Annotated in this window: 18 protein-coding genes and 2 pseudogenes; 19 read left to right on the forward strand and 1 reads right to left on the reverse strand. The window is 45.2% G+C overall.

Annotated elements, in window-relative coordinates; all coding sequences use genetic code 11:
* Positions 1-52 precede the first annotated feature (52 nt).
* The 5 genes and pseudogenes from FU659_RS11135 to FU659_RS11155 all read left to right on the forward strand — a co-directional run.
* Positions 53-835, forward strand: coding sequence for a creatininase family protein (locus FU659_RS11135; RefSeq protein WP_147947640.1), 783 nt, complete (start codon positions 53-55; stop codon positions 833-835).
* The gene (argH, locus tag FU659_RS11140; protein WP_147947641.1) at positions 822-2,330 is read left to right on the forward strand and encodes an argininosuccinate lyase; all 1,509 of its coding nucleotides are present in this window, start codon (positions 822-824) and stop codon (positions 2,328-2,330) included. The genes FU659_RS11135 and argH overlap by 14 nt, the downstream gene beginning before the upstream one ends.
* Entirely contained in the window at positions 2,330-3,310 is a 981-nt protein-coding gene (locus FU659_RS11145) for an N-acetylglucosamine kinase (protein ID WP_147947642.1), read from the forward strand. The genes argH and FU659_RS11145 overlap by 1 nt, the downstream gene beginning before the upstream one ends.
* A gap of 50 nt (positions 3,311-3,360) precedes the next feature.
* Positions 3,361-4,092, forward strand: coding sequence for a PIG-L deacetylase family protein (locus FU659_RS11150; protein WP_315971304.1), 732 nt, complete (start codon positions 3,361-3,363; stop codon positions 4,090-4,092).
* A gap of 267 nt (positions 4,093-4,359) precedes the next feature.
* A pseudogene (locus FU659_RS11155) lies at positions 4,360-4,581 on the forward strand (sigma-70 family RNA polymerase sigma factor); the annotation flags it as partial.
* A gap of 148 nt (positions 4,582-4,729) precedes the next feature.
* Here FU659_RS11155 and FU659_RS37045 read toward each other — a convergent pair.
* Positions 4,730-4,837: pseudogene (locus FU659_RS37045) on the reverse strand (VOC family protein); the annotation flags it as partial.
* 292 nt (positions 4,838-5,129) lie between these two features.
* On the opposite strand from FU659_RS37045, the gene FU659_RS11165 reads away from it, so the two are divergent.
* The 14 genes from FU659_RS11165 (at position 5,130) to FU659_RS11230 (ending at position 24,744) form a co-directional block, all read left to right on the forward strand.
* Positions 5,130-8,264, forward strand: a complete 3,135-nt coding sequence (locus FU659_RS11165; protein WP_147947644.1) for a X2-like carbohydrate binding domain-containing protein — start codon at positions 5,130-5,132, stop codon at positions 8,262-8,264.
* Positions 8,261-8,869, forward strand: coding sequence for a dockerin type I repeat-containing protein (locus FU659_RS11170; protein ID WP_187274073.1), 609 nt, complete (start codon positions 8,261-8,263; stop codon positions 8,867-8,869). Before FU659_RS11165 ends, FU659_RS11170 begins: the two co-directional genes overlap by 4 nt.
* A 16-nt stretch (positions 8,870-8,885) precedes the next feature.
* Positions 8,886-12,287 (forward strand): InlB B-repeat-containing protein, encoded by a 3,402-nt coding sequence (locus FU659_RS11175; protein WP_147947646.1) that lies wholly within the window; start codon positions 8,886-8,888, stop codon positions 12,285-12,287.
* Between the two features lie 33 nt (positions 12,288-12,320).
* The gene (locus tag FU659_RS11180) at positions 12,321-12,746 is read left to right on the forward strand and encodes a hypothetical protein (RefSeq protein WP_187274075.1); all 426 of its coding nucleotides are present in this window, start codon (positions 12,321-12,323) and stop codon (positions 12,744-12,746) included.
* A 240-nt stretch (positions 12,747-12,986) separates the two neighbouring features.
* On the forward strand, positions 12,987-14,276 hold the full coding sequence (gene rpoN, locus FU659_RS11185; RefSeq protein ID WP_222708528.1) for an RNA polymerase factor sigma-54: 1,290 nt from the start codon (positions 12,987-12,989) through the stop codon (positions 14,274-14,276).
* 30 nt (positions 14,277-14,306) lie between these two features.
* The gene (locus FU659_RS11190) at positions 14,307-15,698 is read left to right on the forward strand and encodes a sigma-54-dependent transcriptional regulator (protein WP_147947649.1); all 1,392 of its coding nucleotides are present in this window, start codon (positions 14,307-14,309) and stop codon (positions 15,696-15,698) included.
* A 15-nt stretch (positions 15,699-15,713) separates the two neighbouring features.
* Positions 15,714-17,885 (forward strand): sensor histidine kinase, encoded by a 2,172-nt coding sequence (locus FU659_RS11195; protein ID WP_147947650.1) that lies wholly within the window; start codon positions 15,714-15,716, stop codon positions 17,883-17,885.
* Between the two features lie 58 nt (positions 17,886-17,943).
* Positions 17,944-18,825, forward strand: coding sequence for an ABC transporter substrate-binding protein (locus tag FU659_RS11200; RefSeq protein ID WP_147947651.1), 882 nt, complete (start codon positions 17,944-17,946; stop codon positions 18,823-18,825).
* A 165-nt stretch (positions 18,826-18,990) separates the two neighbouring features.
* Positions 18,991-19,995, forward strand: coding sequence for an ABC transporter ATP-binding protein (locus FU659_RS11205; protein WP_147947652.1), 1,005 nt, complete (start codon positions 18,991-18,993; stop codon positions 19,993-19,995).
* Between the two features lie 20 nt (positions 19,996-20,015).
* On the forward strand, positions 20,016-20,726 hold the full coding sequence (locus FU659_RS11210; protein WP_147947653.1) for an ABC transporter permease: 711 nt from the start codon (positions 20,016-20,018) through the stop codon (positions 20,724-20,726).
* A 22-nt stretch (positions 20,727-20,748) separates the two neighbouring features.
* Complete coding sequence (locus FU659_RS11215; RefSeq protein WP_187274076.1) at positions 20,749-21,717, forward strand: ABC transporter substrate-binding protein; 969 nt, start codon at positions 20,749-20,751, stop codon at positions 21,715-21,717.
* A 37-nt stretch (positions 21,718-21,754) separates the two neighbouring features.
* Positions 21,755-22,276: a DUF2179 domain-containing protein gene (locus FU659_RS11220; protein ID WP_147947655.1), complete on the forward strand. Its 522-nt coding sequence runs from the start codon at positions 21,755-21,757 to the stop codon at positions 22,274-22,276.
* Positions 22,273-23,397, forward strand: coding sequence for a mandelate racemase/muconate lactonizing enzyme family protein (locus FU659_RS11225; RefSeq protein WP_147947656.1), 1,125 nt, complete (start codon positions 22,273-22,275; stop codon positions 23,395-23,397). The genes FU659_RS11220 and FU659_RS11225 overlap by 4 nt, the downstream gene beginning before the upstream one ends.
* Positions 23,398-23,403: 6 nt before the next feature.
* On the forward strand, positions 23,404-24,744 hold the full coding sequence (locus FU659_RS11230) for a lyase family protein (protein WP_147947657.1): 1,341 nt from the start codon (positions 23,404-23,406) through the stop codon (positions 24,742-24,744).
* Position 24,745 lies beyond the last annotated feature (1 nt).

Consider the following 24,745-nt stretch of genomic DNA (forward strand, 5'->3'; position numbering starts at 1 on the left):
TAGAGGACCCTCTAAGGGTCCTCTAAATTTACCTAGATGGGGGATTTAGGGTATGAATGTAATAAACGTTCACGGGCGAGATATCGACAAGCTTGTGGGTGAGATTCAATTTGCGGTGGTTCCTTTAGGTTCTGTGGAATACCACGGTCCACACTCCCCATTGGGGACGGATGTTATTTTGGCAAATGGTTTTGCAGAACGGATTGATCCTGTACTCAGGCCCTTAATATATCCTACAATTGCGTTCACTGCTTGTCCCGGAAAAACCCAAGACTATTCAGGTACGGTTTCTGTTCGTCCATCTGTCTTTATTGACTATTTGTCAGACATCGTAGAGGGGATTTGTCAGTTGGGTATACGGAATATCGTTTTGTTAAATGCCCATGATGCCAATATAGGTCCTTCCCGAACGGTTGCAGAGGCGGTTACTGGCAAATATAGAGATGCAAGCTTTCTTTTAATCAATTGGTGGCAGATGGCAACCATTCAATTTTCGGAGCAAGTGGGTATTTTTCAAGGAACAACGGGGAGAGGGCACGGTGGTCCCTACGAAATGTCTGCCGTAAAAGCCTTTTGTCCAGAATTGGTTTCCGTACAGGAATCAGATTTGGAGTTAGAATCATGCCCTCCTTTATCTTCCTTGCCTTATGTATTGGTGGAAGGGACGCCGGACAATTGGGATGGCTATACAGGGAGGATTCAGCAGACTTCTCTGGAGGCGGGGCATTTCATTGTGGAAGAAGCCGTAAAAAATATGAATCTTTTAATAAAAAATTGGCTTGAAATGAGAAAAGGGAAAAACGGAGAGGATGATAGACAGCATGGGATATCGTGAAAATTTGATGAGTTCGGAAGGAACCTCCTTTCCCGGCAAAACCTACACAGAAGTCGTATTGGAGCCCGCATTCAATGAGGCGAAGGAACATTTATTAGGCCCTATGATGGCAATCAATAAGGCTCATTTAATCATGCTGGTGGAACAAGGTTTAATAACTGAAGAGGATGCCAAGCAAATAGCTAAAGCGATCCTAGGGATAAATCTGGAGGATTTGCGTAGTTCCAGCTATACAGGACAATTTGAGGACCTATTCTTTCAAGTAGAACATCATATGCTAGAACTTGCAGGTGATGTTGCCGGTAATTTACATCTGGCTAGAAGCCGAAATGACATGGGGATTTCTATCTATCGGATGGTATTGAGAGAGAAGCTATTAACTACTCTTTCGTCTGCCCTTTATTTAAAGGAACACCTGCTATTGTTTGCTGAGGATCATGTGGAGACGTTGATGATTGGATATACCCATACGCAACAAGCCCAGCCTACGACAATGGCTCATTATATAATGGCAGTAGTAGACTCCTTAAATAGGGATATTCGACGTATGATAGCGGCCTACAATAATTGTAATCGAAGCAGCATGGGCGCTGCGGCGCTGACGACATCGGGTTTTGCCGTTAGCCGTGAAAAAATGATGGAGTTGTTGGCATTTGATGAGCTTATCGAGAATTCGTATGATGCGATAGGGGGAGCCGATTATCTGGGTGAAGTGGCTACGACTATTCAACTGTCTGCCATTAATTTAGGACGGGTTGTACAGGATTTTTTATTATGGTGTACGCAAGAATTTGCTGTATTAAAGGTAGCAGCTCCTTACGTTCAGATCAGCTCTATTATGCCTCAAAAAAGGAACCCTGTTTCATTAGAGCATATGCGTGCGTTATTATCTAGCTGCGTAGGAAATACCAACACTGTTTTGACGATGATCCATAATACGCCATTTGGGGATATTGTAGATACCGAAGACGATATGCAGCCGTATGCATGGAAGAGTATGGAAATTATGGATAAAATGTATCGTCTGTTAGCTGCGGTCATCGGAACGATGGAAGTAAACAAAGAAGCTCTCCTCGAGCGTACAAAGAAAAGCTTTGCAACCATTACGGAGCTTGCGGATACATTAGTAAGAACGGATGATTTATCTTTTAGAAAGGCACATCATATTGTCAGTGGGGTTGTCAAAAAGGCGATTTCCGAAGGACTGTCTGCCAATGAGATTACCTTGCCTTTAGTTAATGAAATTGCTCAGCAAGTTATTGCACGGGATGTAACTTTACAGGAGGATATGCTTCGTAAGGCACTGGATCCTGTTCATTTTGTTACGATTCGTTCTTTACCTGGGGGGCCGAGTCCTATAGAAATGAAGCGAATGATTGAAGACCGGAATAAACAGCGAGCGTCTCATCTTCAATGGCTGCAAAAAGCTCGTGAGAAGAATCAACATGCTCTTGAACATTTAGATAAAGTGATTCATGAGTGGGGCGATGTCTGATGGAAACCCTTAAAATTCCTTTACTTGCAATTGATGGTGGAGGCACCAAATGCTTTGCTGTATTCATGGATTTAGAGGGCAATATGCTAGGGCAAGGAAAAGGCGGTTCATGTAACTATCAAGGAATTGGCAGGGACGCAGCTGTAAGGGAATTAATTCATGGAATTCAAGAGGCGATTGTGGATTTAGGGCGAGATTCTGAAGATTTCACGAAGTATTCGAACATTGAAATTGAGTGCGCCGTGTTTGGTCTTGCGGGATTGGATACTGCTTATGATCGGCAAATTATTATGGGCTTGGTGAGCGAGGTTCTAGAGTACTTGCATATTCAAGTGCAGCATTTAGTTGTGGATAATGACGGATTTGCCGCATTATTAGGGGCAACTGCTGGAGAACCCGGTATACTCGTCATTGCCGGAACTGGGTCTATCGTGTTCGGCATCAATGGGCAGGGTGAAACAACGAGATCTGGTGGATGGGGACATCGGGTCGGTGATGAGGGAAGCGGCTATTGGATAGGCAAGCAAGCGGTGATGGCTATCCTTAAGGCATATGACGGAAGAAGTGAAGCCACAAGAATGGGGGAGTGGATATTTCCCCACTTGGGTATGAACAATGAGGAAGAATTATTTAATTGGATATATAGTTCTGATTATTCTGTGGAGAAATTAAGCGAACTCTCTCGTTTAGTGAGCTTGGCCGCATTGGAGGGAGATAACGTAGCGGAAACTATCCTTACTGCTGCCGGTCATGAATTATTTCTCTGTGTCCGTGCAGTAATAAAACAATTGAAGTTTGAAGATAAACCTTTTAAAATAATCTTACAGGGTGGCGTCTTGCAAAACGAAGACCTTGTTGGTGATACGTTAGTCCAAAAACTTATCGAACTTACCCCGTTGGTTCAATTGGAAACAGCAAAGAAAGAACCTATTTACGGAGTAATGGCAATGGGAATATCCTATCTCAAATCAACTGTTTAGGCCTTCGGTAGAAATTGAAGGAAAGGTGTTGAGGGTGACTGAAGAAGAAAATATTATTCGTATTTGCCCATCCTGACGATGAATCATTTGCCGCGGGTGGAACCATAGCTAAGCTTCACCACCTTGGACATGAGGTCTCTCTGGTTTGTGCTACTTCGGGATGTAAGGGAAGATCTGGAGAGTTTCAATTCAACTCCCGAGAGCAACTGATCATGCATCGTGAAGAAGAATTACGGGAAGCTAGTTCAATTCTGAGAATTTCTAATTTAATTTTATATCGTTTTGCTGATGGGACTTTAATTGAACAGGACATTGATTTGTTAGCGAATAGAATCAAAATGACGATTTTAGACCTAAAGCCTGATGTGATCCTGACGTTCCCTCCGGATGGGGTAACTGGACACCCTGATCATATTGCGATTTCACGGGCTACAGAAAAGGCTGTCATTTCCGCGGAAGATGAGTATCCTTCATCTCAACTTCCAAAGTTTTTTTATACGTCTATTCCTCACTATTACGACCATTGCCAGGACTCGGGGCCCCAAAATAGATGCCTCATCACAGGTAAAGTAGATATTAGCGATTACCGAATCCACAAGGGGCAGGCTTTACAAGCACATAAGAGTCAGGTGTACTCGTTAAATCGGGCCTACCCTGGCGTCATGCAGGCAGACTTCACAGTAATCGGTAACTATGAGTACTACACATTGGTCCGTGCCAATGGGCAAGCTATACAGTCGACAACGGCTCTTAATGAACTACCGACAATAGATTTAGTATAAAGGTTATCTTGTGTTTGTAGACCTAGAGCTTGGGTGTTATATGAGACAAACGAAACTAGTCCCACTTGAGATTTGAATAGCATTGCATCTTAATCATACAAGGATAATCCTTTTTTTAAAAGACAATATATAGAATAAAACCCACTAAGTAGCCTGAGTCAAGTGTTCCACTGGACTGAGGCTACTTAGCATTCATTGTCTATGCAAGTTTCTTTCCGTAACATACTTCTTCTTTATCTTGTAGTGTTGTAGAGGAAAATTACGTTGCTTCGTGTTCATATCGTCAAAAAATTCGACAACACCGGAGAAGATCTGGAGGATTTGATCTCGATCGGAACGATCGGATTGATTAAAGCCATCGAATCATTCTCGCCGAACAAAGGGACGAAGCTTGCAACTTTCGCTGCTCGTTGTATCGAGAATGAGATACTTATGCATCTCCGTTCATTGAAGAAAACGCGCAAAGATGTGTCTCTGCATGATCCCATTTCTGTTCCTTCAAAGTCCTGGGCTCAAAAAGCTGTTTCCTGCTCTTACCGATGTGGATGCCATGAATAAACTGTAGGATATTATACTGGAAATGGTACGCATAAACACTAAGAATCCATTTCAGTCATGGGAGGCTCATCTTCCAAGTGAAGTTAGGGTCTTCAGGCATTTCTCCGAAAGATTGGATGAAGAGAACTTGAGCTCTTAATAATTTTTCATAAAATTGAATGGCTTCCTTTGCATTTCCGTTCATCATCAAGTAGGGGGGGCAAACGCAATGTCATTATTAACAGCTCCTTTTTAAATAATATTATTTCCACTAATATCGAATAACAAATTTGTTCACCTTCATCTCACAATAAAATAATGACGTTAAAGCCGGTTAGATTGAACAAAATCTAGCCGGCTTTTTCATGCTTGTTATTGCCTTTTCAATACCATCAACTTCGACAAGCAATAGTTTGTGAGTATTTTGAGAGAACAGTTTTGTAGAATAGTATCAGAATCGCGCATTTATTGTCGCAGAACTTGAATAGACAGGAGGTTACATGTTGAAAAAGAGTAAAATTACTGCCGGAAACCCGGACTTTCATACGGTGTGGATGACAATTCGGCAAATATTTCGCGTTTCGGGCGGGATGGCGAAGCTGATTGCTTGCGGTTTGCTCATCTTGCTGCTGTTTGCGGAAACAATTCCCGCGCGCGCCGCCGCCGATCCCTTGGATCAATGGAATGTGAGGAGTCCGCTGCCCACCGGAATTGATGCCAAATCGATAAGCTTCGGGAACAATGTGTTCGTTGCTGTTGGGGACGGGAAAATCAGAAGATCTGTTGACGGTATCACTTGGTCGGTGACGGATGATGGCGGTCAGTATTTCCAAACGATTACGTTTGGAAATGGGTTCTTTGTAGCCGGAGGGAATAGCGGCGTGATCAAAACGTCGACCGACGGTATCACCTGGACACTTACCAACAGCAATTCGCTCACACAGACAACGATTAGCGCGGTGTCCTACCTGAACGGGAAATACATCGCTCAGGTGTATTGGGTAACTTACATTCTTACATCCGATGACGGCAAAACTTGGACAAAATCCGCTGGAACCGTAACGACTTTTATGCACGGCAACGCGTTCGCATATGCCAATGGCAACTATGTCAATGTCGGCTATAATTCATTTTCGTACTCTTCCAACCTGACGAATTGGACGCAAGACTACTTTGGAGACTCAATAATCATGTATGGCGCAGCTTCCAACGGCAGTATAATTGCGGCGGTAGGAGACAGAGGGAACATCAAAACTTCCAGCAATGGGACCAACTGGACGGTTCGAATGTCGGGTACAACGGAAGCATTGCGCAGCGTCGTTTATGCAGGAAATCAATTTGTTGCGGTAGGTAATCAAACCATCGTTACCTCCCCCGACGGTATCACTTGGACGGCGCGCCAGAGCCTGAGTAACGGCATGCGCGATCGTCTATACGGCGTGTCGTACGGTAAGGGAGTGTATGTAGCTGTTGGATGGTACGGCGCCATTTTCTCCTCATCCGACGGGGTTAGCTGGATCAGGCGCAATACAGGCCCTACGAGCGATTTGTACGGAGTAAGCTATGGTGCAGGTAATTTCGTGGGCGTTGGCTATTGCGGCCTCCTAGTTAAGTCTGTTGATGGAAAGAATTGGTCATTCGTCAACTCCGGAACTAGCAAGTGGCTCAAACGCATCCGGTTCCTCAATAACAATTTCGTGGTGGTTGGAGAAAGCGGAACGATACTGACATCAGGCGATGGCAGCAGTTGGACGAGCCGCTCGTCCGGAAAGACGGAAGCTCTTTCGGATGTGGCTAACGGAAAGGGCATCTATGCGGCTGTCGGAGACAAAGGGACGATTATCACCTCAAGCAATTTGAGTGCTTGGACAAGCTCTTCTTCTGGCGTAACGGTGGATTTGATAGGAATAACATACGGAAATAACCAATTCGTTGCGGTTGGAAGAGACGGCACGATTCTGACGTCCAGCGATGGAGTTACATGGAGTACGCGAGCGACGGGCCTTCTCCCACAATACAGATATTTTAACGGCGTGACCTATGGCGACAGCGGCTATGTGGTTGTAGGGGACGGTCCTACGATTATGACATCCTCTGACGGGAAAACATGGACAAAGCAAAAAAGCGGGATTTCAACGGGTACACTTTTGGATGTTATTTTTGATAACGGTATGTATGTGGTCTCCGGTATTGATACCTCCAGCATGGACAACGCAAAAGTGCTCACATCTTTAGACGGTGTAACCTGGAGCAGACGTATCCCCGTAAATAGCGGCATACTTGGATTCTACGGGGTGATCTACGGAAACAACACCTATGTGGCTGTCGGACAAGGCGGAACGATTTACCAGAGCAATCCGGTGCCCGCGAACAGTACGATCAGCCCGGCAATGGCGAACTTCGACAAGAAGCCTTCGGCTCAGAGCGACCTCACGATCGCAATGCAGTTAAACGGCAATACGCTGACCCGGATCGATAACGGCGGCATCGCTTTGGTGCAGGGCATCGATTATACCGTATCCGGCAGCACGGTGGTTGTGAATAAAAGCTATTTGGCAAATCAACCGGTAGGAACAACGAAGTTGGTCTTCGTCTTTAGTGTCGGCGCGCTGCCCCGGACGCTTACGATCCAAATTAGCAATACGACGCCGACCATCAGTCCGACCACAGCGAGCTTTGACAAGAAACCGTCGGCCCAATCCGACTTGAATATTACGATGACATTAAACGGAAACACGTTTGCGGGCATCTCCAATGGAGGAGTGTCGTTGAATTCCGGAACGGACTATACCGTATCCGGCAGCGTCGTGACGATCAAAAAAAGTTACCTCGCCTTACAGCCGGTCGGCACGACGTCTCTGCAGTTCAAATTCAACGATGGCGACACCCAGATGCTTACCGTCACTGTTAAAGACAGTACGACCTATAAGGTGATTTACGACGATAACGGCAGCACCGAAGGTTCGGTGCCAACAGACAACGGAGCTTATCAGCAAGGAAAGCCGGTTGCCGTATTGGCCAATACAGGAGGCCTTAAGCGTATCGGCTACCTATTTAAAGGCTGGAGCGAGAATCAGGATGGAACCGGAACGGTATACGTTCAGGGAGATACGTTTGCAATGGGGAACCAGAACGTTACTCTGTACGCGGTGTGGGAGCCGCTTTCGACCTATACGGTCAAGTACGATTCTGGCGCCAACGGCTCGCTTGGCGGCGCTGGAACGGAGAACGTTGTCTCCGGCAGCTATCCCGTATCCGTTCCATCCATAACGGCGGGAAGCGACTATACGTTTGAGGGCTGGAGCAGCGACGGAGGCGTGACTAAGCTGACCGGCAATCAGGTGATGGCTGTTAAGGTGACAGGCAATATCGTTTACCGGGCGTATTACCGTTTTGCGGCCGAAGCTTCGACGCCGTCCGACGATACTGCCGATGCCGCCGTCAATTCGAAGCTGACGCTCCGGTTTAAAGGGAATGTAACGGCAACCGGTAAGTCCATCGTCGTGAAAAAAGCTACGGACGATAGCGAAGTGTTTGCCGCGCTGGCAATGATACTTCCAAAGTCGACGTATCCGGCATTTCGGTTACGATTACGCTGCCTGCGCTCGATTACGGCACGGGGTATTATGTCTTGATCGACCGCGGCGCGTTTGAAGATGCGGAGCATAACGTATATGCCGGCATACAGGAAACAACAGCATGGAGCTTTACGACGGAAGTACAGTCGGCACCGCCGGCGGTTTCGGATTTCACCAAATTCGCGATCGGAAGCGGCGACGGGAGCGGCAAAATGATGTTCGCCGCTAAGGATTTCAGGGATCATTTTCTAGGGGCGAACGGCTCGGGAATGGCCAGAATTCGTATCGTCTCGCTGCCGGATAAAGGCGTTCTGAAGCTTGGTTCCGCAGCGGTGTTGGCAGGCGACGAAATCGACGCTGTCTACTTGGCCGATCTGGTCTTCTATCCGCCTGCGCAATGGACCGGCAAGACAAGCTTTACCTTTCAAGGGAGCGATCACAATCTATATTCAACAGCAGCCGCCACAGTAGAGCTGTCCTGGCGCGTGAAAGGCGACATTAATGGCGACGGAAAAATAACGAATCAGGATGTTATTATGCTTAACAATTTTATCAAAAACAAGATCGAGCTGTCGGACGAACAAAAGCGCGCGGCAGATATGAATAATGACGGGCTGTTGAATGCGGAAGATGTGAAGCTTTTGCAAGAAAATTCGATGTAAAGGTGCGGTCCTTTTGATGATTATGAAGATAATGCAATCTCAGTATATGGCGAGGATATCGGTAATACTTGTTCTTAGTCTCCTGCTTTCCGTATTTCGGGCAGACATAGCAGCAGCTGCGGCACTCGATACAACGCCTGAGGTAACGGTCGAAGTCGGAAGCGTTATTGGAGAAAAAGGGGAAACGGTTTCGGTACCCGTTTCGATCAAGCAAGCTTCAGCCGGTATAAGCGCATATTGGATCCAAATCCAATATGACAAGGACTTCCTGGATGTGGTGGACGTTGAGGGGGAAGCTGGCGAGTCATTTCTATACAAACTATACAGCAATCAAGGGTATATTAATGCGACTTGGGCGGATATGGAGAACGGTCCGATTCAAACAGGCGGGAAGCTATTCACTATAAAATTCGCGATTAAGAACAATGCAACACCGGGCGATAAGCCTGTGACCATCAATGCTGGCCATGATCAGTACAGCTTTCTTAACGAAGATTTGATGGACGATGACGGAAATTATATAGAATTTGTGAAACATCATACCAATGGGAAAGTAACAGTCAATCAAAAGCCGATAGCAGCCGGCGTCACGATTTCGGGAACGACGAAAGTCGGCCAAACGTTGACCGGCGGGTATACTTACAGTGACGCCGAAGGTGATGCGGAAGGGAACAGCGTGTATAAATGGTTCCGTTCCAACGATGCAGCAGGCAACGGTAAATCCGCGATTGCGGATGCGACTGGTAAAACGTATACGTTGACTACGGATGATTTGGACAAATATATCAGCTTTGAGGTTTCGCCCGTTGCGGCAACCGGTAATTTAGTAGGGGGGCGTGTTGAAAGCATACCCGTTGGTCCTGTGTCGAACAGCTACACAGTCACTTTCGACTCGAACAACGGTTCTGCGGCGATTACCCAAACTGTTAGCCATGGCGGCAATGCGACGAAGCCGGCCGATCCGACAAAGACAGGCTATACGTTCGGAGGCTGGTACAAGGAAGCAGGGTTAACCAACGCGTGGAACTTCGCCACGGACAAAGTGACGGCAGCGACCACGCTGTACGCGAAGTGGACCGCCAGCGAATACACGGTGAGCTTTAATGCCAACGGAGGCAGCGCGGTGTCGGACATTACCGCCAGCTATGACACGACGGCCACAGAGCCGAGTGCCCCGACCAAAACGGGCTACCTCTTCGGAGGCTGGTACAAGGAAGCAGTATTAACCAACGCGTGGAACTTCGCCACGGACAAAGTGACGGCAGCGACCACGCTGTACGCGAAGTGGACGGCCAGCGAATACACGGTCACTTTCGATCCGAACAACGGCTCTACGGCGTTTAGCCAGAGCGTGAACCATGGCGGCAAGGCGACGAAGCCGGCAGACCCGATGAAGACGGGCTATACGTTTAAAGGCTGGTACACGGAAAACGACACCGCGTTCGATTTCAATACTGCGATCACAGGCAATGTGACAGTAGTTGCGAAATGGGAGGCTTTTAGCGGTGATGCTTACCTGGTCGCTTTAAGCTTGTCTAGCGGGGAGCTTACTCCCGGATTTGCAAAAGAAGTGACGGATTATACGACGGTTGTAAGCCATTTTGTCGATCAAGTCAGCGTTACTGCGTCCGTTTACGATTCACATGCAACATTGACGATAAACGGCAAGACTGCGACAAGCGGTCAAGCGACCGGACCGATTGGACTGATCGTTGGCGATAATACGATCACTGTGCTGGTAACCGCGCAAGATGACACGACGCGGCTGTATACGATAACGGTTGTCCGAGAACCGGAAATATCCCCTAACGCGGAGCTGGACAATTTGCTGCTAAGTCACGGCACGTTGACTCCGGGCTTCAGCTCGGACATGACGAACTATGAGACGAGAGTCGGCAGCGGAGTAAGCAGTATGACAGTGACAGCGTTGGTATATGACACCTATGCAACATTAAAAATTAACGGATTAGCTACCGCAAGCGGAAAAGCCAGCCGTCCTATCGCGCTTCAAGCAGGCCGGAATGTGATCACGGTTTTGGTGACGGCCCAGGATGGCGTTACGAACCGGTCATACACGGTCATTGTGACAAGAGAGTCAGAACCGACCACCGAACGACCGACAGAAACCGTCATCCCCGAACCGGAAAGTCAATCTCGATTCCGTGTTTATGTCAACGGTAAGACGGATGAACAAATTGCAGTAGGCACACCTGTAAAAGAAAATGGAAAAACGGTGCTTGAAGTCAATGTGGACAACGCCAAGCTGAATAACCGCCTTGCCCATGAGGGAGATAAGCCGGTCATCATCGTACCTGTGATGGAACCATTCGACAAAGTGATAACGGCACTGACAGGCGAGTCTGTAAAGGCGCTGGAAAACAAGCAAGCCATTGTAGAGCTCCAAACGCCGAGTGGCTCTTACAGGCTTCCGGCTGCCGAAGTGGCAATCGAAAGTTTGTCCAGCAAGTTTGGCAAGGAAGTAAAGCTTACGGATATTGTGGTAAAGATTGAGATTAAGAAGAGCGATTTTGCCAAAGTGCAGCTACTCGAGGACGTTTCGAACGAAGGACGATTCACCGTAGTTGTTCCGCCGGTCGATTTTACGGTAACTGCTGCTTATAACGGAGAGACCGTTCACTTAGACAAATTCCAAATCTATGTGCAGCGCGAAATTCCGCTTCCGGAAGGTGCGGATCCAAACAAAATTACGACTGCCATCGTCTTGGAGCAGGACGGCACGGTACGGCATGTACCGACCTATGTAACGAAACGCGACGGCAAAGCGTATGCCGTTGTGAACAGCTTGACGAACAGCACGTATTCACTGATCTGGCATCCGATGACGTTCGCGGACGTTGAGCTTCACTGGGCGAAGAACGCCGTGAACGATATGGCATCACGCCTTGTGCTGAATGGCGTGGATGAGAAGAGTTACCGGCCTGACGCTCCTATTACGCGTGCAGAACTGGCAGCGGTAATTGTTCGTGCACTTGGTTTGTCCGATCGCGGGCAAACTGCGATGTTCAATGATGTAAAAGCGGACGACTGGTATTCTGGGGCCCTGGTTAAAGCTTATGAATACGGGATCATTCAAGGCTATGAGGATGGGACATTCCGGCCGCTGAATCCTATTACCCGGGAAGAAACGATGGTCATGATGGCTAGAGCCATGAAGAATGTCGGATTAAAGAAAGCGAGCGGGGATACGGCGCAGGCTTTATCCGCTTTTGAAGATCGTCAATCCGTGAGCGTATGGGCGGAGCAAGCTGCCGCATCGTTAGTGACTCAGCAGCTGGTAAGAGGCGACGAGGCAGGACGATTGATGCCGTTAAGTTTTATTAGCAGAGCAGAGACGGCAGCTATCGTTCAGAGAATGCTGATAAAAGCCAATTTGATTGATAACGATCAATCCCAATAATTATTATCGGAGAAGACCTTCCTTCTGCTAGCAATGCGGAGGAAGGTTTTTCATTTTCTTCGACGGTTTGTTCTTGTTGGGCGGCAGGTTGTCCGATCTTTTCGGGCAGAGGCATATGTTCATGCGGGGATTTTCGTCATCGGACGCTTAGGAAAAGCGCCGGTGAAGGCAGGAGCAGAAGACACGAATGCTTGGCGGGGCATGGCCATTAATTATCCCGTGGGCCCCTATCAAAGCAATGATGCCAATGAACTCGGTACGTCGATGACCGTATACGAGGGGACGCTTTATGTTCTTTATTTAGATAAAAGGTTTCCTTTTAACAGCAATAATGTAGATGGATTTAAGTTGTCGGTCAAGAAATATACCGGCACCGGCGGGGAACCCCACATCCATTCCTCCCCATGGACAAAAGTATGGGTTTACACACAAAAGGACCGTCAGGATGTTTTTCCCTGACGGTTTTTCTTATATTTTCACTAAAAAGGCAATATAAAATTTAAAGTAGACGCAGCAAAAACACTTGAAACACGGTTAAAGCGTAATGGCTTATAACAATTTCTATACTGTTGATTTTATCTACAATTTATTAAAATTATTAAAAACAAGAATCTTGTTCTTCTTATTTGCCAGCTGCTACTGTATAATATTTATACAATCGAAGGGCAGGTGAGAATGTTGAACTTAAGTCCTACTATATTGCTGCAGCAAAGCCAAAGCCTTGCAATAAGCCCGAAAATCTTACAATCGATTCATGTTTTGCAGTTATCTTCAGTCGATTTAGTTAGTTATTTGCAGGAGCAATCGTCTGAAAACCCTTTGCTAGATGTAATATGGACCGATAACATAAGCAGCCGTAGAACGAAGAACAAGTTAAATAGGGTATCATCAAACACTGTTGTTTCTTTGTTGGAGCTTACAGCGAACCTAGAGGATACTCTGGAAATGATGCTGGTAAGCCAGCTTCGACTGGCTAATCATTCTGATCGTCAATACAAAATTGCGAAATTTTTAGCTGGAAACTTAAGTGAAAATGGTTATTTAACAATTACTCCTAAGGAAGCAGCGCAATGCCTGCATGTTTCGGAGGAAGAAGTAACAGAAGCCTTGGCCAAAGTCCAAGCACTGGAACCTGCAGGAATTGCCGCACGAACACTTCAAGAATGCTTGGAAATTCAAATTCGGCGGGATGAAAACGCAGATCCCTATGCCGAAAAGTTAGTCAGCTGCTACTTATATGAATTAGGTGCCGGGAAATGGAAGTATTTGGATCGTGAATTGAATATTCCATTAGATAGGATAAAGCAATCTCTCGCTTATATTCGCACTCTGAATCCCAAGCCAGGACTTGCCTACAAGCACCAGCAGAACTCGGATATAAAACCGGACGCTGTCATTCAAAAGTTTTTGAATCGTTATATAGTTTCGTTAAATCAGGCTGGAATACCAAAAGTTTCTTTAAATAAACAAGTCCAGCAGCTTATACTTGAAAGCGGTTCCAAGGAAGCTGAAGAATATATGAAGAAGCATGTTCAAACAGCAATGGGGTTAATCCAGAGCTTAGAGGATAGGCAGCATACCCTTTTTAGAGTATTGGAAGCGATTACGGAAGAGCAGATGATGTTTATGGATAAAGGGTCGTTCTTTTTGAAGCCATTGAATTTGAAAACCATAGCAGAGAGGCTGCAGCTCCACGAATCCACCGTAAGTCGAGCCATTCAGAATAAAGTCGTACAGACGCCGCAAGGTATATATGAATTAAAATTCTTCTTTGCAAAAGGTCCTTCGACAACGGGTGGAGAAGCAGCTTCTGCTGAACGGATTAAATGTCGGATTCAAGAACTAATTGATGGTGAGAATAAAAGCAAACCTTTATCTGACCAGCAGCTTACCGAAATTATGAACAAGGAGAACCTTCCAATTTCCCGCAGAACGGTAATGAAGTATAGGGAAGAAATGAATATTTTATCCTCGCGGTTGCGAGGATGAGCTAATATAAGCAGTTTGGGGGTAATAAAAATGTCATATTCATTTGGAATATTAACCGTAGATGACGAAGAAAATCTGTGTCGTATTATTTCCCATAAGTTGAAAAAGTCAGGCTTTCGAACATTTCATGCCTTAACAGGAGAAGCCGCATTGCATACGATTACAGAGAAGGATATTGATGTTATTATTCTGGACTATATGCTTCCTGACCTTACTGGACTTGAGTTGCTGCAAAAGATCAAGATTGATTTCCCACATATCGAAGTGATTATGCTAACTGCATACGGAAATGTGGAAAACGCAGTCAAAGCCATGAGACTGGGTGCATTTGATTATTTGAATAAGCCGAGTGAGCTTGAATTAATTAAAGATGTGGTTGTAAAGGCTTGTGAAAGCAAGCGGCTTCAGCTTGAAAATCAGATGTTGAAGAAAGAGCTAGCATCAACGAGCGATCATGAGGAGTTGGTGTTTCAAAGCACAAAAATGAAAGAAATCCGCGAGCTTTTCCATAAAGTTAAAGAGACTGATGCTTCCATATTAATTTTAGGGGAAAGCGGTGTAGGAAAAACCGCTCTCTCTAAGTGGGTTCATAAGCACAGCAATCGCAGAGACAATCCATTTGTATCCATCAATTGCGCAGCGATTCCAGATTCCCTATTAGAAAGTGAACTATTCGGCTATCAGAAGGGTGCTTTTACGGGAGCAACGGAGACAAGAGCAGGGAAATTCGAAGCAGCCGACAGCGGAACCATTTTTCTCGATGAAATTGGAGAGATGCCGCTTGCTATGCAAGCTAAGCTGCTTCATATCATTGAGGAAAAGTCGTTCATGAAGCTTGGGAGCAATTCTTACCGGAGTGTAGATGTAAGAATTATTACTGCAACGAATAAAGACATTAAGAGTCTGGTGAAAGAAGGGAAATTCCGTCAAGATTTGTATTACCGTTTGAACTTGGTGGAGATTGAAATTCCCCCTCTAAGAGAGCGGAAAGAAGATATTCCTCAAATGATCGCCAACTACATTCATAAACTAAATGATAAATACAACAAGCAAGTCATATTATCCGATGAAACGGTTGCAAAGCTCACCTCTCACGATTGGCCCGGTAATATCCGGGAGTTGCTGAACATGCTGGAAAGATTGCATATCATACATTCAAAGGGTGTCATTCATATTCAGGACCTATCCGATGAAATATTTAGATCTCAGCAACAAGAACAAGAACAAGAACAAGAACAAGAATCTAAAGGAACGAGTAAAAAAAGTACCGGGCAGCTGAGTTTGCAAAAGGTGTTGGAAGAAGTAGAAGAAGACTTAATCACCCGGGCACTTGAGGAAGTTGGCGGCAATCAAACCCGAGCAGCAGATCTGTTAGGTATTTCAAGGCACACGCTTATCTACAAAATGAAAAAAATAAAATAAGGATGGGCAGACATTATGGCATCGAAGTTTTATAACCATCCGATCACATCCATCTCCAGCAGTATTAAGATGAAATATCTGATGATCTATTCTGTCATTATTATTGTTCCTGTTCTCCTTATCTACACGATTATTCTTGACTATACCCATAGGGTAGTTGAAGAGGATATTGTTAGGAAAAATATGCTAAGCGCGGATGCTTTGGTGAAACGGTTTAATACTGAAATCTCAGATGCGGTTCTGCAAGTGCAATTGATCGCAGAGGTGGATGAAAGAAACAAGCTCAATACCCAAAGAATGTATGAACGAGCCAAGCAAACCATTGCCAGCAGCTCGATGATTCAGTCAATCACAATGGTTGATGCTCAAAAGCAAATGCTTTTTGAGGCGCCCTTTGCCTTGCATACAGTCATGACGACCTATAATTTCCCTAACTTCGATATTGTTCGTTGGAGCAGAAATTATGCGGTTTCCGATGTACACCAGAACCCTCGCGGAGAGCGGGTCGTAAGTATTTCGATCCCGGTTATAGGCATTAATGAACAGTTTATAGGCGTTATGGTTGCAGAGCTAAGTCGTGATCATCTTTCGGAAGTATTAAGTGTCAATAGTGTACCCAACAATGGATTTAGTTTTCTGGTAGACAGTAATGGTGAGGTTATTGCATCTACCGTTGTCTCTGAAATTGGTATAAATACGTCTACTCACCCGGCTACAATGGAGTTGTCACGTTATACCTCAGGCTCGATGAAAGGCAACTATCTTAACGAGCCGAGTATTATGGCTTACAAAACGATGTGGGATGGATGGGGGCTTGTCCTCGGTGTGCCGGATCGATATGCCTTTAAACCATTGACTGATCTGACAAGGGCAATCACAGGCACTTTTATTTGTATTCTATTGTTAACATTTCTATTTATTGGACTCGGTGTACAAAAAATATTACAACCCATCGTGAAGTTGACCCAATTTGCCAGAAGTATCGAACGTAACGACCCGCTCACAATTACACCCAAAGTATCGAGCCAATCCAAGGATGAAATTGGGGTTCTATGGCAAACGATGATGGCAACGGCGTTAAGCTTACGTGAGAAGCAGAAAATGGTCGAGGATAATGAACGATATTTGCGCGATATGATTGAAGGCATTCCTTATGCCATATTGACAGTAGATAATGAAGGCATAATTACGCATATCAATAGGCAGTTCGAAAAAATTACAGGATATCCCAGAAATGACATCATAGGAAAACTTTTATCTGAAATTCCGATAAAAAACAAGGATGCCGACTTTGTTTTATTGAACACTTTAAATTCCGACCGCATTGGAGAGGATGCGGAAACCTACATTATGAACGCCAATGGACAAAAGCATGTTGTAAAGATAGCGACTTCAAAACTATATAATATTCAAGGTGGGAATATTGGCAGTATCGCTGTATTACAGGATATTACCCAATTGAAACTCCTCGAAGAACATGCTAAGCAAAGCGAGAAGCTTGCCTTAATCGGACAAATCAGCACAGGTATAGCGCATGAAATCAAAAATCCGCTGGCTATTCTTTCCGGCGCATCTGAGCTGCTAAAAGAAGAAGTCGATTCTGAACCTAGGGGAGAAAGTATAGATGAATTGGTGAACGACATTTACCGTGTGGTAAGACGTATGAATGGTATTGTCACTCAATTTCTGTCTTTTTCCAAGATGAATAATGAAATAGACGAATTAATCCGGATGGACAAGTTGCTGGATGAGGCGCTGCATTTATTGAGAATTAAGCTGCGCGATGCCAAAATCTTCACAATTAAGGATTACCCGCCTCAGCAGACTACAATGATTGGGAACTATAATAAATTAATGCAAGTATTTTTAAATTTGATCATCAATAGTATTGAAGCGATGCCTAATGGAGGAACATTAAGCATAAGGACATTGGTGAGCGCGGAGGATGGTAAAAGGTACTTCGTTGTCGAAGTGAAAGATACCGGAGCGGGTATTTCCGACCAAACGATGGAATGGCTATATAACCCCTTTTTCACGACGAAACAGGAGGGCTCTGGATTGGGGCTCACGATTGCTAGAGATATCGTTATGGAGCACGGCGGGGAGCTTCAAATTCAAAGTCGTGTGGATGAGGGGACTACGATGAGGTGTAAATTCCCCATAACGGAGAGGGAGAGTACACGATGAAAAAGAAGTCAGCAACTATCATAACGCTGTTGATTGTTCTATCTCTGTCTGCTGCGACATGTGGAAGAAAGATAAAGCTAGTATCGCTGAAGATTTGTCCTCAAGCATGAAGCCTGTCATTACCATTGGTTCCAAATCCTTCACAGAGCAATACCTGCTCACGAAAATGACCGGTATTTTACTTAGAGAAAACGGGTTTGCCGTAAAGGAAATTATTTTTAAAGGGAGTACGAGCATTCGTTCTGCCATTGAAGCCGGAGTCATTGATCAATATTGGGATTATCCCAATACGGCGATACCTTTTTATCATCATAAATCTGTCATTATCGATGCCAGTGAGGCATTTCGCACGGTCGCGGAGGAAGATAAGAAGATCGGCCTGCATTGGCTGCCCATGTCCACCGAAATTAACAATACCTGGACGCTGCTGATCAAGAAAGATCTGAAGGAGCAGTATGGCATCAAGACAATTAGCGACTTAAGCAAATATGCGAAGGAACAAAAGCCGCTCAATATGGCTACCAATAGTGAATTTCTTATTCGTGATGACGGCATGGAACAATTTCAAAAGGTATATAATTTGGATATTCCACGTGAGAATATTATCGTTTCCGATACGAAGCTATTCGCGCAGGCTGTAAAAGAATCACGCGTCCAAGCTGCAGTTGGCTTCGCCTCGGATGGCCGGATCAAAGCTTATGGCTTGGTCGAGCTAGAGGATGATCGCCATTTCTTTCCTCCGTATAATCCGGCACCAGTTGTTACGGCTCGAATGTTAAATCAGCAACCGCAGGTGGAGACGTTATTAACAGGTCTCTCGAAAAAAATAGATCATGACAAGTTTATGTCTTTTCTTTACAAGGCAGACGTTCTGCATGAGGATGTAACCGAACTCGCTAGACAATACTTAATCGATTCAGGTTTAATTAAGAAAAAGTAGAAAAATCATACAGTGTGTGAAAACGCTACAACTGAATTGTAGAGTTTTTACACAGATTGAAGTACGGCTCCTGAAAAGAGCCGTATTTTTGTATGCAAAATAATTGGCACGGTTTTTGCTATATAAATAATGAGGAATAATATATAACTTCTAGGGGGGGATACAATGATACGGTTTGAAAGCGTTAGCAAAGCTTATGCAGAAGTGCAGACGTTGGTCGATATTAGCTTTGAAGTTCAGAATGGCGAGATCGTTTCCTTAATCGGACCGAGCGGATGCGGCAAGACAACAACGCTGCGTATGGTCAACCGGCTGATCGAGCCATCATCCGGGAAAATTTTTGTCCAGGATGAAGATATTTCAAAATTAGACGCAGTGGAACTGAGACGCAATATTGGTTATGTCATTCAGCAAGTCGGTCTGCTGCCGCATATGACGATCGGCAAAAATATTGGACTCGTACCCAAGCTGAAAGGGTGGAAAGAGAAGGACTATTCACAACGAATCGATGATTTGCTTGATATGGTCGGACTAGATCCGAAAGTATTCCGAAATCGTTATCCGTCTGAGTTAAGCGGAGGACAACAGCAACGTATTGGCGTCATTCGAGCATTGGCAGCAGAACCGCCTATTGTGCTAATGGATGAGCCGTTTAGCGCACTCGATCCGATCAGTCGGGAGCAGCTGCAAGATGAACTTGGCAAACTGCAGAAGGAAATTAATAAAACAATTCTGTTTGTCACACATGATATGGATGAGGCCTTAAAAATATCCGATCGAATCGCAATTATGAACAAAGGGAGTATTGTACAGCTGGACACGCCAAAACATATATTAAGCCGACCAGTCAATCGCTTCGTTAGCGAGTTTATCGGGGAAAAGCGATTGAATGTACCTCGTGTTGACTCAAAAGCAACGGTCGCTCAGTTCATGATTCGATTGGAAGCGCTTCAACATCCATTGAATAAGGCAGACGATCGAGTGGAATCGCTTACTGTCAGGAATGCTCCTATGATTGAGTCTGATGAATGCTGGGAGAAGGCAGCAGCACGGATGCTTGAGTATAAAGTTAACGCACTTCCTGTTGCTATGCGTGGAGAAGTCGTTGGTTACGTAACGAAGGAAAGTATTCTCGGCGGTCTATCAGGCGTAGAGATGAGGATTAGTTAAGAAAGGAGGTTTGGTTTCTGATGGACAAATCGACAAATGCTTTGGACTTATTCGTAAACACATTTATTACGAACAAAAGCATCATTCTTACTGCATTATGGCAGCACATTTACATTTCGTTAACCGCATTGGTGATTTCACTTCTCATTTCCATTCCGCTTGGCATTTTTTTAACGAGAAGGAAGAATATCGCGGGGGTTGCTATTGGAATTACCGGAGTTTTTCAAACAATTCCAAGTATTGCTCTATTTGGCTTCATGCTTCCGTTCGTCGGTATTGGCGTTAAGCCGACCCTCATAGCATTAGTTCTTTATTCACTATTACCAATCGTACGCAATGTTTATACCGGTATTCTTGAGGTGAATCAGTCCGTTGTCGATGCTGGGCGTGGGATGGGGATGACGAATTGGCAAATTCTCTGGAATATTGAATTGCCGCTCGCTTTACCTGTATTAATGGCTGGCGTACGCACAGCCGCAGTTTTGACGATCGGGGTAACGACAATTGCTGCATTTATTGGCGCGGGAGGCCTCGGCGAAATCGTTTTTAGAGGCGTGGCACTTATGCGAACAGAGCTGATTATTGCAGGTGGTTTGCCTGCGGCGTTGCTGGCTGTTATAACAGAATTTTTATTGAAGCGTTTGGAGATCAAGGTAACGCCTAACAAACAATCTAACCCCCAAAAATCAAAGCGTTTGAAAAAGAAAGTGGAAAGAATCGCTAGAGTATAAAAATATGAGGAGGATACGACAAATGAAAAAAATGAAATGGTTAGCCGTAGCAATGTCCTTGGTCGTCTTATTACTCTCTGCATGCGGAAGCAAAGCGGTGCCGGCAGCAGGTAATGCTCAACCATCTTCGGCTCCGGACAAGGCGGCTCTAGACAAAAAGAAAATCAAGATGGTTGTAGGCGGAAAAGGGTTTTCAGAACAATACTTGCTAGCTCAACTAGTCGGTCAATTGATGCAGAAAAATACCGATTATGATGTCTCTATCAATGAATCAGGTTTTGCCGCATCCTCTTTTATTAATCAGGCCATGAAAGATGGGAAGGTCGATGTATTCGTCGATTATACAGGAACCGGTTTTTTGAATGTTTTGAAAGGTAAACTTGCGCCCGAAGATACGAAAGAAACCGTATATAAGAAAGTCAAAGAGGGATATGAGAAGGAATTCGGCTTCACTTGGCTTGAACCCCTTGGATTTACGAACACGTTCACTATTCTCTTAAGAGAAGAAAAAATGAAAGAATTAAACATTTCGACCTTCTCTGACCTTGTCAAACATGCACCTAATTTGGTGCTCGGCATCGACAATACATTCTATGATCGGCAGGATGGACTCAAGGGCTTATCGGAGAAATATGGATATAAATTTAAAGATATTAAGCAGATGGAAATTCCTCTAGCATTTCCGGCACTTGCTGAGAAAAAGATCGACGTTCTTGTCGCTTATTCCACAGACGGACGGATACCAGCTTTGAAATTGGCAGCGTTAAAAGATGATAAAAATTACTTCCCGCCTTACTACGCCGCACCGATTGTCACCTTGGATTTTGCAAAAAAATATCCGGATGCCGTTCAAGTGATCAACAAGTTAGCCGGCAAAATTAATGATCAGACGATGTCTAAGCTGAATGCGAAAGCTGATGTAGAAAAAAGAACAGCTGCCGATGTTGCCAAGGAATTTTTGACCGAAAACGGATTGATTCCGAATAAATAGCTTTCGAATTGCCGTGCTAATAAGGAGCTGAGTTGCCTTGTGGACGTTAGTTGCCATATTTTTCATACAAGTCATTTATGTCTCCAGTTTGACAACCAGAATGATTTTAACAATAAGGGGCTACCGCTACTTTGCGGCTCTATTAAGTATGGTCGATATTATGGTTTATACGATCGGTTTGAAAATCGTACTTGATAATTTGAGCAAGCCCATTAGTTTAGTCGTTTATTGTGTGAGCTATGGAATAGGCATTCTCGTTGGCATGAAGCTGGAAGAGAAACTAGCGCTCGGCTACATTAATGTGCAAGTAATTCCGAGCAGCCGTGAGATTTCGTTATCTTCCATTCTGCGTGAGAAAGGGTATGGCATTACGCAGTGGATGGGAGAGGGAATGGACGGTGAACGTGTTTTGCTGTCGATTACGATGCAAAGGCGAAACCAGAGTCAGCTGCTTCAGGAGATTGAGAACGTCGATCCGCATGCCTTTGTGGTCACGCATGACATCAAACAATATCGTGGCGGTTTTTTTGCCGGACAATTAGGAGGAAATAAAAAATGAAAATAACATCGATTGACATTAAACATTATCGTATTCCGCTTGATCCTCCATTTAGAGCATCATGGGATCCTAAACCGCGTACTCAGTTCGGCTCCACGGTTGTTTCCGTTCATACGGATGAAGGTATTACGGGTGTCGCATCCGGGGATTTAATGGTCGGTTTCGCCGGGCATGAAAATTTGTTTATCGGTCAAGATCCATTCCAAATCGAACGGCATTCACAAATCATTGATAATATCGATTTGCATTACGGCCGAAACTGGCCGCTTGACCTCGCTTTATGGGACCTTATGGGCAAAGCGACCGGCCAGCCCATCTATAAGCTGTTAGGGGGCCGTCAAGATAAGATGCTCGCTTATGCGTCTACGGGTGAAATGCTTGCGCCTGAAGTCCGTGCTGAACGAGCAATCGGCCTGGTGGAAGAAGGATTTAAAGCGATTAAAATTCGCTTTCATAATGCGAACCCTAGAGATGATATTAAGATCGTGGAAGCCGTTCGCAAGGCTGTTGGCAACAAACTGGAAATTATGGTTGACGCCAATCAAGGCTGGAAGATGCCTTGGGATGTCGAAAGAACGTGGGATTTAAAGCAAGCCTATCAAGTAGCTAAGGAACTCGAAAACCTCGGTGTCCTTTGGTTGGAGGAGCCGTTACCATGTCATGATTTTATAGGTATGGCACAGCTTCGTCAAATGGTTGGCATTCGCATTGCCGGAGGCGAAATGAACCGGAATTGGTACGATTTTAGGGAAATGATACGGCATGGCTCATTGGATGTCTACCAACCGGATGTAGCTTTAACAGGCGGATTCACACAAATTAAGAAAGTAGCCGAGATGGCGCAGGCCAACGGGCACTGGTTTACGCCTCACAGCTGGAGCAACGGTGTGGGCATGCTTGCCAACCTGCAACTTACTTGCGCGATCAGTACATGTCCTTATTTCGAGGTACCTTATGATCCACCGACTTGGACACCGGAGCGCCGGGATTTCATTCAAGCTGACAAGATGAGGGTCGATAAGGATGGTTACATCTCTGCGCCTGATAAGCCGGGATTAGGGTTCGAATTGGATACAGAAATGTTAGCCAAATATGAAATCAATCAAGTTCACATGTGGTAGACAACTATGGAGAAGATGCGGACGGAAGAGGATTTTTTAGGGAAAGTGTCAGTTCCGGCAGAAGCCTTATATGGTATTTATACTGTAAGAACAGTTCGTAATTTATCTTTTTCGGGGCGGCTATTAGGTGCCTATCCGACCTATATTCGTTCACTCGCACTTGTGAAAAAGGCAGCTGCAGAAGCAAATTATGAAGCCGGAGTAGTTGACGAGCGAATATATGAAGCCATTGAAGCGGCGTGCAACCAAATCATTTCAGGAGAGTATGAGGATCAGTTTCCCGTTGATATTTTGTGCGGTGGCGGCGGTACAGGAATTAACATGAATATGAACGAAGTGATTGCAAATGTCAGCAACGAGCAGCTCGGCGGGAAGCGTGGCGTCTACGACCTCGTTCATCCGGTTGACCATGTCAGCGCCTCACAATCTTCAACCGATGTATGTCATACGGCCATGCGCATGACGATTATAGAGCTATGGAAGAAGTTGGACGGAGCTTTAAACAAACTGGTTTGTTCTTTGGATCAAAAGGCTGTCGAGTTTATGCCGATCCGGACGATCGCCCGCACCTGCTTTCAAGATGCGACAACAATCACAATGGGTAACCAGTTCAGCGGTTATTCAGCTGTCATTGAACGGCGAAGGAAAGAAATCGATCGTGCGGCTGACAGGCTAAACATGATTAACTTGGGTGCAACCGTTGTCGGAACTGGAATTAGTGCACCTGAAGCATACCGGAAGGTTGTCGTCGATAAGCTGCGTGAAGTTACCGGTTCCTTCGATTTGCGCTTGCGCGATAATTTGTTCGATGCCGCTCAAAATTTTGATGATCTGGCGGAAGTTTCTTCTCGGCTCGCGTTACTGGCATCGACGCTAAGCAAAATCGCACATGATTTCCGCATGCTGTCCTCAGGTCCGGAAGCAGGGTTTGCAGAGCTGCAATTGCCTGCTGTGCAGCCGGGGTCATCCTTCTTCCCAGGGAAAATCAACCCTGTTGTCCCGGAGACGATGATTCATTGCTGTTTTCAGATGATCGGCTTCGACCGAACCGTACAAGCGGCATACGAGCATGGCGAATTGAACTTGAACGTGTGGGAAGGGCTAGCCGCATGGAACATTTACGAATCGATGCGCATGTGTTCAGAAGCTGTCGACCATTTCGTTTCGGACTGTGTCAACGGAATCACGGTGAACGAAGAACGCTGTAAGCAATATGCGGAAAGTACAATCCCGTTTGTTCTTGAGCTTAAAGTAAAAGAAGGATATTCGACCGTTTCGAACATGCTTAAGGAAGCGGGAAAAAAAGGTATCAGCATTAAAGAACTAGTTCAACAAGGAGGAGAATAAG

Source organism: Paenibacillus sp. N3.4, assembly GCF_008017805.1.
Lineage (GTDB): Bacteria > Bacillota > Bacilli > Paenibacillales > NBRC-103111 > Paenibacillus_E.